The following is an 11,980-nucleotide window of genomic DNA, read 5'->3' on the forward strand; positions in this document are numbered from 1 at the left end:
CCGCCTATGGGCGACAACACTTCCCTGGCAATCGCCGCCTCTGCACTACGCAGTGGCGGCGTTATTGCCTACCCAACCGAAGCCGTTTACGGACTCGGTTGCGACCCAGACAACCAATCCGCCTGCGAAGCCATTCTGGCACTCAAACAGCGCGACAAGGGCATGGGCATGATTCTGATTGCCAGTGCTATTGAGCAGCTGGAATTTTTCCTGGCAGGTCTTAATGATGAAAAACATGCCACTCTGGCCGCCAGCTGGCCAGGGCCAATCACCTGGTTAATTCCGAATAACGGTCAAGCACCAGAATGGATCACTGGCGGCCGCGATACCCTGGCTGTGCGAGTCACCGACCACCCTGTTGCCGCAGCCCTTTGCAGCGCCTTTGGCGGCCCACTGGTGTCTACCTCCGCCAACCCCCATGGCCAACCGCCCGCCACCGACGCGAATCAAGTAGCCGATTATTTCCAGCAAGGGCTTGCAGCCATAGTCGATGGCCCACTGGGGCAACAAGCCAAACCCACCGAGATTCGCGACCTCGCCAGCGGCAAGGTTATCCGCCCAGCCTGACAGCGCCATCACTGTGATTGCGAGAAGACTGGCGACGTGGCAATCTCCAGACCTTGAACCCCCCAACCAATAATTAAGAATTTCCCATGGTCGATAAACACGCCGTAAAAGCCTACTTAATGGACTTACAAGATCGTATCTGCAACGAATTACAAGCTGCCGATGGCAGCGGTAAATTTGTGGAAGACAGCTGGGATCGAGCTGAAGGTGGTGGTGGCCGCTCTCGAGTACTCACCAACGGTGATGTGATTGAAAAAGGCGGCGTCAACTTCTCCCATGTTCATGGCACCCAACTGCCTGCCTCCGCCACGGCAGCAAGGCCGGAATTGGCGGGCCGCTCTTTTGAAGCCATGGGGGTGTCACTGGTGATTCACCCCCACAATCCTTACGTACCCACCTCCCACGCCAACGTGCGCTTTTTTATCGCCGAAAAAGACGGCGAAGACCCGGTATGGTGGTTTGGTGGCGGCTACGATCTAACACCTTATTATGGCAACGAGGACGACTGCCGCCACTGGCACCAAACCGCCAAAGACGCCTGCGAGCCATTTGGCGAACAGGTGTACCCCAAATTCAAAAAATGGTGTGACGATTACTTTTTTTTAAAACACCGCAACGAAGCACGAGGCGTTGGCGGCCTGTTTTTCGATGACCTCAACCAGCCCAACTTTGAGCAAAGCTTTGCCCTGATGCGCGCCGTGGGTGACAGCTACACCAAGGCCTACTGGCCAATTATTGAGCGCCGCAAAGACACCGAGTACGGTGAGCGAGAGCGCGACTTCCAACTCTATCGCCGCGGTCGCTATGTGGAATTCAACCTGGTGTACGACCGCGGCACCCTGTTCGGCCTGCAAACTGGCGGCCGCACCGAATCCATATTGATGTCACTGCCGCCACTGGTGCGCTGGGACTACGACTGGCAGCCAGAACCCGGCAGTGCGGAAGCGGCGTTAACCGAGCAATTTTTACCCCACCGAGAGTGGGTATAGCTCAATAGTGCCATGACTCTCAGTATTCGCCCATACCACGAGAATGACGAAGCAGCGGTTATCGCGCTGTGGTCAGACTGCGGCTTGGTTGTGCCACAAAACAATCCAGCAAAAGACATCGCGCGGAAGCTACAAGTTGATAGAGATTTGTTTCTTGTGGGCGAAGCGGATGGACAGGTAGTTGCTACCGTCATCGGTGGTTATGAGGGCCACCGCGGCTGGATTAACTACCTGGCGGTAGCTCCTCAGTTTCAACGTTTGGGTTATGGCCGCCATTTAATGGACGTTGTCGAGGCCCGTATCAAAGACAAAGGCTGCCCCAAAATCAATTTGCAGGTGCGCAACACCAACCTGAGTGTGATCGAATTCTACAAAGCCATTGGTTATGGAGACGATCACGTCATCGGGCTCGGCAAGCGACTAGAGCAGGACTAACCGTTAAATTTCCGCCATATCTTTTGGTTGGGCTTGCTTGTCGCCGCCCCACAAACCAGTGAACCAGCGTTTGATGTCTTCCCCCAACATATACAAACAGGGCACCAACAGCAGGGTCACAAAGGTCGCCGCGACCACACCCCAGGAAAGCGACACCACGGTGGGAATCAACCACTTCGCCTGAGTGCTTTTTTCCATCAGGATCGGCATCAGGCCAAAGAAGGTGGTAATGGACGTTAATACGATGGGGCGGAAACGATCTTTGGCCGCCTGCACCACGGAATCAAAGGCGTTTTTACCGGCCTTGCGCAGATGGTTGATTCGGTCGATCAACACCAGGTTGTCGTTAACCACCACACCCACCGCAGCCAACATGCCCATCAAACTCATCATGCTCAACTGCATGCCCAACGCCAAGTGACCAATGATTCCTCCGGCCAGGCCGAAAGGAATAGCGGACAGAACCAATAGCGGTTGCCAATAGGAGTGGAACAGAATCGCAATCAGGCCAAAAATAGCCAGTACGACCAAAATCATTACCTTGCCAAAGGCGCCTTCAAATTCCTTGCGGTCTTTTTCTGCACCATCCAGGTCAAAGGAAACCGTCGGATACAGGGGTTTTACCTGCTCATTGAAAAACGCTCTCGCCTGACGAGTAATCTCTTCTGTGGACAACCCATCGTCGATCAAATCCGCGCTGATGGTGATCGAGCGCTTACGATCATTGCGAATAATCGAAGAAGGCACTTTGGTAAAAGACACATCCGCTACCGCTTGCAAGGGCAACTGACGGCCATCATTCGTGCGCACCCGAAACTCGCTAAGGCTGTCCAGATTCTGGCGTTCCGCTTTCGGGTAATGCACCATCACTTTGACGTCTTCGCGCAAGCGAGCGATACGTTGCGCTTCTTCACCATAAAACGCCTGACGTAACTGGCGCGACACATCAGATAGGCCAATGCCCAATGACTCGGCTCCGGCCTTAAAGGTAAATTGTATTTCCGGTGCGCCTTCGCGCAGAGTGTCTTCCACATCGGCAACACCAACAATACGCCCCATTTGTTGGCCGAGCATGGCGGCTGCGCTGGCCAGGGTGTCGCCATTGGGGCCAGACACTACAAAGCTGATGTCCTTGGTTCGCCAGCGCCCCATGGTAGAGCGGGATTCAAACTGTTCCACATTGCTCAACGGGCCAATGAGTTTTTTGAGGCGCAATTCCACCGCCCGCGACGACACGTTGTGGTGTTCAACGCCCAGCATTTCCAGGCGGTAATCAATGCGATTATCGCGCACTCGCAGGCGCATGTTTTTAACAATGGGCTCGCCGTTGCTGGCGATAAAGTCCGCTTCGGTGCGCATTTTTCCCACGGCACCTTCAATTTGTTGGGCGGTACCCAGCACATCGTCCCAAGCCAGGCCATCCACCAGCAGAATATTGCCACGCACAGTTTCGCCGCTGATTCTTGGCCAGAAGCTGGACTTCACCCAGTTGCCCATAAACAACGCCAAGGTCACCGCCAATATGCCCGCAAACAATACGGTTGTGGAAAGCCGGTGGCGAACAACGCTGTTCACAAAGGGGCCAAATTTTTCACTGGCAAACCAGCTCATACCCTGAGCGGTTTTCAGGCGCATATTGTGCAGTGCCAGCAAAAAGCGGTTCTTGGGGTCAGTTTCCGGCTTCAGGTGGCGCAAGTGGCAAGGCAGAATCAAAAACGATTCCATCAACGAAATCGCCAGAGCAGGCAGCGCGATCAGGGGTACCACCGTAAACAAGCGCAGAGTCTGCTTGGGCAACAACAACATGGCACCGAATACCATCAGCGTGGTGATCACTGCCACGCTCACCGGCCGCAGTACACTGCGCGCACCGGCAATGGCGCCGGCTTCGTTGCGGATGCCGCGCTCATTTTGGCTGTGCACACTTTCACCGACCATAATGGCATCGTCCACCACGATCCCCAGTACCAGCAGGAACGCAAATAGGGAAAGAATATTGATGGAGATACCCAGCACCGGCATCAACGCCAAGGTACCCAAATAGGAAATGCCAATGCCCATGGCCACCCAGAACGCCAGGGCCGGGCGCAGAAACAGCATCAGCAACACAAACACCAGCAACAAACCACCCAGGGCATTACTGCCCAACAGGTTCATGCGGTTTTCCAGGTAGGCGGCCCGGTTGCGCCAAATGGTGACATCCACTTCGGGGGGCAACTCGGTGCGCAGTTCCTCAATTTTCTGTTTGACCGCATTGGCGGTTTCAATAATGTCTGGGTCCTGAGTGCTAAAGACCTCGATAAAGACTGCCGGCTTGCCATTAAAACGGTTCTTCACCCGCACATCTTCAAAACCGTCGGTGACTCGGGCCACCTCGCCCAACTTGATGCTGGTGCCATCGGGATTTTGCACCACCACAATGCTTTCAAAGTCATTAATGGTGTAAGCCTGACCGGTGGTGCGCAGTTGAATGGCTCCCTCTTCTGTACGCACTTGCCCAGCGGACTGGTTGATGGAAGATCGGCGAATAGCCGCCGCCACCTGGGCAAAACTCAGGTTAAAGCGGCGCAAGCTTTGTTCAGACACTTCCACCGATATCTCACCAATACGAATCCCTTCAACACCGACAAAATCGGCGCCCGGCAATGTACTCAAGCTATCGCGCACCCGCTCGCCGAGGAGTTTTAGCGACGCCTCATCCATCTGCGCTGCAACGGCGATCTCCACCACACTGCGCCGAAATATCTGATGGCGCACATTGGCGCGCTCTGCTTCATTGGGGATGCTGTTGATGGCGTCTACCCGAGCTTTGATATCGCTGAGCAGTTTTTGCGCATCGACACCGGGCAGGGCCGTTACCGTTACTTCAGCAAAGCCCCGGGATGAGTTGCTGACAATTTGCTCCACCCCATCCACATCGCTGACCGCCTCTTCCAGGCGCAAAGTAATTTGTTCTTCCACCTCTTCAGGGGCAGCCCCCGGATAGGGGATGGTAATGGTCACCGAATCCGGTGGCCGCTCGGGAAACATTTCGATATTCAGGTTGGGGATATTGACGATGCCGCCAATCAGGATCATCAGCATCAACAGGTTTGCAGCGATGGGGTTTTTTACAAACCAGGCGATGATACCTTTATCGTTCATAGCTGGCTCACGGGTTCGGTTTGGCCATTGCCACTGGCTGTAGCTTGAGGCTGCAACAGTGGCTGAATGGCCATACCGCGAACCAACAAAGATGGGCGTTCCAACAAAATCGCGGTGCCCGGCGATACGCCGCGCACCAAAACCGTCTCACTGGCACTTTGCAGCACGTTCACTGGCATCACCTGCAGACGATTGTTGTCATCCAGTGCCAATACATTGGTGCGTTCGTAAATGGCGCTTCGCGGCAGTTCGATGGCGTCGTCAAAAGGCCTGCCAGTAATTTCTGCTCGTGCAAACAAACCGGGCGCAAACGGCGGTGCCCCATCTTCACGTTTTTGGTAGGCATCACGCACTTCAGCAACGGCATTGACCACCCGGCTCTGGGTGTCAAAACTCGCTTCCGTACGCACGATATTGCCATGCCATGTGTGAGTTGTGCCGCCAACTTCCACGGCAAAGGCGACTGGAATATCCATACTGGCACCGGCGTGCAAGGGCAAGTCCACCAGCGCCAGCTGGCTGCTGGTCAAAGGCAGTGGCACTTCCATCACATCGGTAGAAAACGCTTTGCCCACTGCAGTGCCAATCGCAACCCGGTCACCCACCTGAACATTGGCTTCCAGCAAGCGGCCACTAAAGGGAGCTGTTAGTCGAGTGCGCTGTAAATTAACTCGCGCCTGATCCAGTTCCGCCAACGCCACTTTCACTTCAGCTTCCGCCGCGGCAATCTGTGGCTTGCGTAAAAACAAGTCGTTGGCTTCGCTGCTGCCCAACTCCTGCCATTCGCGTTGAGCCAAACGCGCCTGGCCACGCTCCTGAGACAACACTTGTTGTGCCTGAGCCAGGCGAGCCTCGCTGCGTGCCAGGGCAACTTCGTATTCCAGGGGCTCTACCTTCAACAGCTCATCGGCAGCGCGGAAAAAGCCGCCGCTGACAAACTGGTCTGACATGGAAATCACGCGGCCAGAGGCTTCCGCCACCAAGTCCACTTGCCACTTCGGACGCACGGTGCCCTGGCTGGTGACGATGGCATAGCGGCTTTTCGGTTGTGCGTAAACCACCGGCAGGGCCTGAGGAGCGGCAGAGACAGCCGGCCGCTCTTTGGGTTTGGGGCCATACAAGAACAAAGCGCTGGTAGCTGCGGCAAAAGCCGCCAAGATGAACAGTGGTAACAGCTTGCGCTGAGTGGATGAGCTCATAGTGTTCTCTTTGCTCTTTAGGAAGCCAGGGTGCTGAAGGCGGAGCTAATTGGCCATTATGGAAAACACAAAGGGGTCAGCTAATCGCTTTTACCAATATTTACACGCTATGTGGGCTGCGAACTCCTATCCTGAAGTGGGTTTACAACCGCCGAGGACGGTAAATACCACTACTCAGTTGTGGCATCCGCCCCCCCTATGTAAGACAATAGCCTGCGGCGAAACGCCACGCCGGTTTTTAACGGTCACTTATTTGACTTCATTTTGTTATCCGGCTGTCACAAACACCTCCTAGGCTCTGTTCAACTGTAGGAAAAACACCACGTTACAGGGTACTAACATGAGGTGTGGCAGCGATGAGCCGGATAATGCATCGAACCCATATTCGGAGCAGCATGAAAGTTCTTCAGGCCATTCATCAGTTCGATGTACGAGCCTTTACCTGGTGCATGCGGCGCAAACATCTGGCCCTGTGGTCGCGGCTCAGTCGCACCATCTCGTTCACCGCAGACGGGTATTTTTACCCCTTGGTGGCAGTGGCGATTCTGTTGCTGTTCGGCGCCCGCGGCGAACGTATTTTCTGGGTCATCCTGGCCGCCTACGCCATCGAGCGATGCATCTATTTCGCCTTGAAGAATCTGCTCAAGCGGGATCGCCCAGCGGATGCACTGCCAGAGTTCGAGAGTTTTATCACTCCGTCGGACAAATTCAGCCTGCCTTCCGGGCACACCTCCGCTGCGTTTCTGATGGCCGGCCTGATGAGCCACCTGTTCCTGCCACTGGTGTGGTTGTTGTACCTGTGGGCCTGCCTGGTCGGCACATCTCGGGTGTTTCTGGGGGTGCACTTCCCCACCGATATTCTCGCCGGTGCCACCATGGGCAGCTCCATCGCCCTGATGGCCATTCCCTGGATGTAGCGTCTTCTTTTGCAACCGGCAATGGAGTGGCGGTTCAATGAAAATTCTATACGGTGTACAAGCCACGGGTAACGGCCATATCACTCGCGCCCGCGCCATGGCGCCCGCCCTGCAGCAGCAGGGATTACAAGTAGACTATTTGTTTTCCGGCCGCCGTCCTGAACAGCTTTTCGATATGGAGCCATTTGGCAACTACCGTTGCCGACAGGGGTTGAGCTTCCGTACCCACCAGGGAAAAGTCGCCCTTTGGCCAACGGCCAAAGCCATAAAACCATCGGTATTCTTCCGCGAAGTGCGCGATCTGGATGTATCGGATTACGACTTAATCATCAGCGACTTTGAGCCCATCACCGCCTGGGCCGGTTTTTTGGCGAAAAAACCGGTAGTGGGTTTGGGCCACCAATACGCATTTATGCACCCAATCCCCCAACAGCGGGGATCCCTGCTGGCACGGGTAGTGACCCGCTGGTTTGCCCCGGCCAAAGTGCGTCTGGGCTTGCACTGGCACCACTTTGACCAGCCCATTTTGCCACCCATTGCACCGGTTTCTGTGGCGCCTCAGGCCAAAGTCGAAGGGCTTTATCTCGTATATCTGCCGTTTGAGTGTCTGGGCGCCATTCGCCGCCTGCTGGCGCCTTTTAAGCAGTACCGCTTTGCCATATATCACCCGGAAGCCGAGCGCGCGGATGAGGGCAACCTGCAGTTCTACCCACCATCACGCAGTGGCTTTCACCGCACCATGGCACAAGCTTGTGGGGTCATTGGCAACGCCGGTTTTGGCCTTGCCAGCGAAGCGCTGCAAATGGGCAAGAAATTGCTGGTCAAGCCCCTGGCGGGCCAGCCGGAACAGGTGTCCAACGCGCTTACCCTGGAGTTACTGGAGTTGGCCCAGGTAATGGATCAGCTGGACACCTCCGTGGCAGAAAAATGGTTGCAACAGAGCCCGGCCCACAAAATTGAATACCCGGATGTGGCGGCAGCGGTGGCCCAGTGGATTGCCGCCGGAGATCTGACCACCATCACCGAGTTGGCCGGCGAACTTTGGCGCCAGTCCAGCTGCGTGGAGTCACGTGCCTTTGCGGTCAATGTACTTGGCGAGTGGCTTTACTTGCCCGATATGACTTAGCGGTGTTTGCGTCAATCGCTGTAAAAAACCCTTAGTAAAACTGTCAACGGGCTGTCATTCAGCGATCCTACAGTGCAAAAAAACTTGGGAATATCGGCATGAATAACTTCCAACGCCCCTTGAGTTTTAACACCTTGTTTCTGTCGGATATCCACTTGGGCGACAAAAGTTGCAAGGCGGATTTTTTGCTCAGCCTGCTCAACCAAGTGCACTGCAAAACCATCTACTTGATTGGCGATATTGTCGATCTTTGGGTGATGTCAAAAAGCAGTATCCACTGGCCAGCGAACCACCAAAAAGTACTCCATCGCCTGACCGAAATGGCCAACAGTGGCACCGAAGTGATTTACGTGCCCGGTAACCACGATGAGCCACTGCGCAACTACGTGGGCAGTGAATTGATGGGCGTTGAACTGCACCGGGAATACATTCACACCACCGCCGACAACCGCCGCTTGCTGCTGTTGCACGGCGACGAATTTGACTCGGCGATTATTTTCAGCCCGCTGCAACGACTCATTGGCTACTGTTCCTACAGCCTGCTGCTGGCCATTAACGGTGCCAACAATCGCATACGCCGCTGGCTGGGTTTACCTTACTGGTCACTGGCCTACCACATCAAAAACAAGGTCGGTAACGCACGGCGAGCCATTGAAACCTTTGAGCGCGCCGCTGCGGAAGAGGCCCGACGCAGGGGCTTTGACGGCATTGTCTGCGGCCACATACACCAACCGGAAATTCGTCACTACGGTGACACCCTGTACTGCAACGACGGCGATTGGCTGGAAAGCTGCACCGCTCTGGTTGAAAACCATGACGGCAGCCTGGAGCTACTTCACTGGGCCGATTATCAGCAAACTGTTAAAGCGGAACCCGCAGCCAATGACGCCTACGCCTGCATCACTTCGCTCCCAGTGAGGGCAAGTTAGAGCACTTTTTACACTAGAATTGGCTGCGTGACCTGAACCTGGTGTGACTTGCTGAGACACGCCGCAAGTACATCCATGTAGGCTCGGGGCCAGCTTCCATGATGGCCACTGTCACAGCAAGCCACCCCAAATTTACGTCTTCAAGTTTTGTCGGGGCGCAACAATTTGCAATAAAACCGCAACCCCACAGCAACATCACCGTCATCTGCTGTTTATAGAGTTCTCCACAATCAGAAGAGGACTCAGCGATGAAAGTAACAGTATTTGGCGGTGGTTATGTGGGCTTGGTGACTGGGGCATGCTTGGCCCAGGTAGGCCACGATGTGGTTTGTGCGGATATCGACACCGACAAGGTCGCGCAACTCAATAGCGGCATCAGCCCCATTTTTGAGCCCGGCCTGGATGCCTATCTACAAGGCGGCTTGCGCCAGGAGCACCTGCGCTTTACCACCGATATGGAAGCCGCAGTCGCCCATGGCGACGTGCAGTTTATCGCTGTGGGCACCCCCGCCAATCAAGATGGTTCTGCCGACGTACACAGTGTACTGGCGGTGGCCGCCACCATTGGTCAATATCTGGATCATCAAGCAGTTATCGTTACCAAATCAACGGTTCCCGTGGGTACCGCCGATCAAGTTCAGCAGGTTTTACAGCAATGCTTCGACAGCCGCGGTGTTTACCCTCAGGCGCAAGTAGCCTCCAACCCGGAGTTTCTGAAAGAAGGCGCGGCCATTCACGATTTTATGAAACCGGATCGCATTGTGGTGGGTACGGACTCTAAGTGGGTGGAAGAAACCATGCGTGAGCTGTACGCCCCGTTCAATCGCAATCACGAACGTTTGATGGTGATGGATGTGCGCTCCGCAGAGCTGACCAAATACGCGGCCAACGCCATGCTGGCCACCAAAATCAGCTTTATCAACGAAATCGCCAATATTGCCGAAACTGTGGGTGCAGATATCGAGCACGTGCGCCAGGGTATCGGTGCCGATCCACGCATCGGCTACCACTTCATCTATCCCGGCTGTGGTTACGGGGGCTCCTGCTTTCCCAAGGACGTACGCGCACTGGAAGCCACCGCTGTCAACAACGGCTACGTCAGCCATCTGTTAAAAGCGGTAGACGGCGTTAACGAATGCCAGAAGCGGCGCCTGTTTGAAAAAGTACACCGCTATTTCGACGGCGACTTGGCGGGTAAAACGTTCGCGATTTGGGGGCTGGCTTTCAAGCCCAATACCGACGATATCCGGGAAGCGCCCAGCCGTGAGTTAATGGCGCAATTGTGGCGCAGCGGAGCCAAAGTAAAAGCTTACGACCCTCACGCCATGGATGCCATCCAGGGCATTTACGGTCATCGCGACGATTTGGTTTTGACCGGCACCAAAGAGGCCGCCGCCGCGGGTGCCGATGCCTTGATTCTGTGCACCGAGTGGAAAGCCTTTTGGGCACCGGACTTTGCCGCTTTGCGCCAACAGCTGAAAACCCCGGTTATTTTTGACGGTCGCAACCTGTACGACCCCAAGCGTATTCAGGAACAGGGCTTTGACTACTTTGGCATTGGTCGCAGCGCTCGGGGTAAGAACGTCACCGCCATTGCCAAGGTCGCCTAGGGCCTGTTTCAGGGCGGTTAAAAGGCTTTCACTAAAGGTAAATGGCCTCTGCCACCATGGGTTCGCCCACCTCGCCGCGTTTGCGACTGCCGAACAGTACCTCGACCAGGGTCAGGGCAAACTCCAGCGAGGTGCCTGGCCCCTGGCTGGTGACACAGTTGCCGTCCACCAGCACTCGGGACTGATTGTCCACCTTGCGTGCCGCCATCTGCTGAAAAGCCGGGTGGCCGGTGGCAGTTTTGTCGTCTAGCAGGCCGTGGCTGCCAAGCACCAAGGCCGGGGCCGCACAAATCGCCGCATACCATTTCCCAGCCCCCGCCTGTTGTTTCAGCAGCTCAACCAAACGCCCGTTGTCGCGCATATGTTCAGCGCCGGGGATACCGCCAGGCACGGCAATCAAATCCCAATCATCGCCACAGTCATCAATATGACAGTCGGCACTCATGGCGATGCCGTGAGCGGTAACAACGGATTTTCTGCCCTCGTCGGCCACACTGGCCAGGGACACTGCCACGCCAGCCCGGCGCAGCACGTCAACAATAGTGACAACTTCGATATCTTCAGTGCCATCGGCGATGGGCACCAGCACGTTCTTTGCCATGGTAATGTTCCAATTGGTGAAAGTGTCGGGTTAAACTGTCGCTGTTCTGACAATCATCTTTTCGCGTTATCAATTTTGAGTCAACCATGACTGTGTTTATCCTGCAAAACCAGCATCACCAGTACCTTGGCAAAGATGGGGAATGGCTGGATGGCTGTGACGCCAATGCACTGTTTCGCAGCCCTCACTACGACATTGCCCTGAACCAGCTGGTTGAGGCCAATGCCAAAGACTACGCTCTGCGTGGTGTCGTGGTCAGCTGTGATGTAGACAGCCGGGGTCGGCCGCTGTTGCAACAGGACGAACCACAAAAACCGTTAGAAGAATCCAATCAGGACTGCGATGCCGATGCTCAACCTTCGGCCGCAGCAACCAGTGAGCAGAGTGCCGAACTGGCCACCTCGTAATCAGCCACCTCGTAACTATCTCGCTCAGGGAGCCTGTTTTGCCAGATAACCACAAC

Annotated in this window: 11 protein-coding genes; 8 read left to right on the plus strand and 3 right to left on the minus strand. The window is 55.4% G+C overall.

Annotation, left to right across the window (positions count from 1 at the left end; translation table 11 throughout):
• The first annotated feature begins 6 nt into the window (after positions 1-6).
• The 3 genes from KFE80_08965 to KFE80_08975 all read left to right on the plus strand — a co-directional run bounded on the left by KFE80_08965 (position 7) and on the right by KFE80_08975 (position 1,991).
• On the plus strand, positions 7-567 hold the full coding sequence (locus KFE80_08965; protein UTW44525.1) for a threonylcarbamoyl-AMP synthase: 561 nt from the start codon (positions 7-9) through the stop codon (positions 565-567).
• Positions 568-653: 86 nt separating this feature from the next.
• Entirely contained in the window at positions 654-1,556 is a 903-nt protein-coding gene (gene hemF / locus KFE80_08970) for an oxygen-dependent coproporphyrinogen oxidase (GenBank protein UTW44526.1), read from the plus strand.
• A gap of 12 nt (positions 1,557-1,568) precedes the next feature.
• Positions 1,569-1,991 (plus strand): GNAT family acetyltransferase, encoded by a 423-nt coding sequence (locus tag KFE80_08975; GenBank protein UTW44527.1) that lies wholly within the window; start codon positions 1,569-1,571, stop codon positions 1,989-1,991.
• A gap of 3 nt (positions 1,992-1,994) precedes the next feature.
• On the opposite strand, the gene KFE80_08980 is transcribed toward KFE80_08975, so the two are convergent.
• A complete protein-coding gene (locus KFE80_08980; protein UTW44528.1) occupies positions 1,995-5,135 on the minus strand; it encodes an efflux RND transporter permease subunit in 3,141 nt (1,046 codons plus the stop codon).
• Positions 5,132-6,334, minus strand: a complete 1,203-nt coding sequence (locus tag KFE80_08985) for an efflux RND transporter periplasmic adaptor subunit (protein ID UTW44529.1) — start codon at positions 6,332-6,334, stop codon at positions 5,132-5,134. The genes KFE80_08980 and KFE80_08985 overlap by 4 nt, the downstream gene beginning before the upstream one ends.
• 395 nt (positions 6,335-6,729) lie before the next feature.
• Here KFE80_08985 and KFE80_08990 point away from each other — a divergent pair, with 395 nt between their 5' ends.
• The 4 genes from KFE80_08990 to KFE80_09005 all read left to right on the plus strand — a co-directional run bounded on the left by KFE80_08990 (position 6,730) and on the right by KFE80_09005 (position 10,916).
• A complete protein-coding gene (locus KFE80_08990) occupies positions 6,730-7,251 on the plus strand; it encodes a phosphatase PAP2 family protein (protein UTW44530.1) in 522 nt (173 codons plus the stop codon).
• A gap of 37 nt (positions 7,252-7,288) precedes the next feature.
• Entirely contained in the window at positions 7,289-8,377 is a 1,089-nt protein-coding gene (locus KFE80_08995; GenBank protein ID UTW44531.1) for a hypothetical protein, read from the plus strand.
• Positions 8,378-8,475: 98 nt separating this feature from the next.
• Entirely contained in the window at positions 8,476-9,306 is an 831-nt protein-coding gene (locus tag KFE80_09000; protein ID UTW44532.1) for a UDP-2,3-diacylglucosamine diphosphatase, read from the plus strand.
• A 248-nt stretch (positions 9,307-9,554) separates the two neighbouring features.
• Positions 9,555-10,916 carry a UDP-glucose/GDP-mannose dehydrogenase family protein gene (locus KFE80_09005; protein UTW44533.1) on the plus strand — a complete coding sequence of 454 codons (1,362 nt, stop codon included), beginning with the start codon at positions 9,555-9,557 and terminating at the stop codon, positions 10,914-10,916.
• A 31-nt stretch (positions 10,917-10,947) separates the two neighbouring features.
• Here the strand turns inward: KFE80_09005 and KFE80_09010 are convergent, their stop codons facing one another.
• Positions 10,948-11,517: a DJ-1/PfpI family protein gene (locus KFE80_09010; protein ID UTW44534.1), complete on the minus strand. Its 570-nt coding sequence runs from the start codon at positions 11,515-11,517 to the stop codon at positions 10,948-10,950.
• Between the two features lie 86 nt (positions 11,518-11,603).
• Here KFE80_09010 and KFE80_09015 point away from each other — a divergent pair, with 86 nt between their 5' ends.
• Positions 11,604-11,924 carry a hypothetical protein gene (locus tag KFE80_09015; GenBank protein ID UTW44535.1) on the plus strand — a complete coding sequence of 107 codons (321 nt, stop codon included), beginning with the start codon at positions 11,604-11,606 and terminating at the stop codon, positions 11,922-11,924.
• Positions 11,925-11,980 lie beyond the last annotated feature (56 nt).

It is taken from the genome of bacterium SCSIO 12696, from assembly GCA_024397955.1.
Taxonomy (GTDB): Bacteria; Pseudomonadota; Gammaproteobacteria; order Pseudomonadales; family Porticoccaceae; genus SCSIO-12696.

Excerpts from the sequence above, each read along its gene's own strand:
- KFE80_09005 (UTW44533.1), top strand. The coding sequence starts at position 9,555 with ATGAAAGTAACAGTATTTGGCGGTGGTTATGTGGGCTTGGTGACTGGG.
- KFE80_08990 (UTW44530.1), top strand. The coding sequence starts at position 6,730 with ATGAAAGTTCTTCAGGCCATTCATCAGTTCGATGTACGAGCCTTTACC.
- KFE80_08995 (UTW44531.1), top strand. The coding sequence starts at position 7,289 with ATGAAAATTCTATACGGTGTACAAGCCACGGGTAACGGCCATATCACT.
- KFE80_08975 (UTW44527.1), top strand. The coding sequence starts at position 1,569 with ATGACTCTCAGTATTCGCCCATACCACGAGAATGACGAAGCAGCGGTT.
- hemF (UTW44526.1), top strand. The coding sequence starts at position 654 with ATGGTCGATAAACACGCCGTAAAAGCCTACTTAATGGACTTACAAGAT.
- KFE80_08965 (UTW44525.1), top strand. The coding sequence starts at position 7 with ATGGGCGACAACACTTCCCTGGCAATCGCCGCCTCTGCACTACGCAGT.
- KFE80_09010 (UTW44534.1), bottom strand. The coding sequence starts at position 11,517 with ATGGCAAAGAACGTGCTGGTGCCCATCGCCGATGGCACTGAAGATATC.
- KFE80_09015 (UTW44535.1), top strand. The coding sequence starts at position 11,604 with ATGACTGTGTTTATCCTGCAAAACCAGCATCACCAGTACCTTGGCAAA.
- KFE80_09000 (UTW44532.1), top strand. The coding sequence starts at position 8,476 with ATGAATAACTTCCAACGCCCCTTGAGTTTTAACACCTTGTTTCTGTCG.
- KFE80_08980 (UTW44528.1), bottom strand. The coding sequence starts at position 5,135 with ATGAACGATAAAGGTATCATCGCCTGGTTTGTAAAAAACCCCATCGCT.
- KFE80_08985 (UTW44529.1), bottom strand. The coding sequence starts at position 6,334 with ATGAGCTCATCCACTCAGCGCAAGCTGTTACCACTGTTCATCTTGGCG.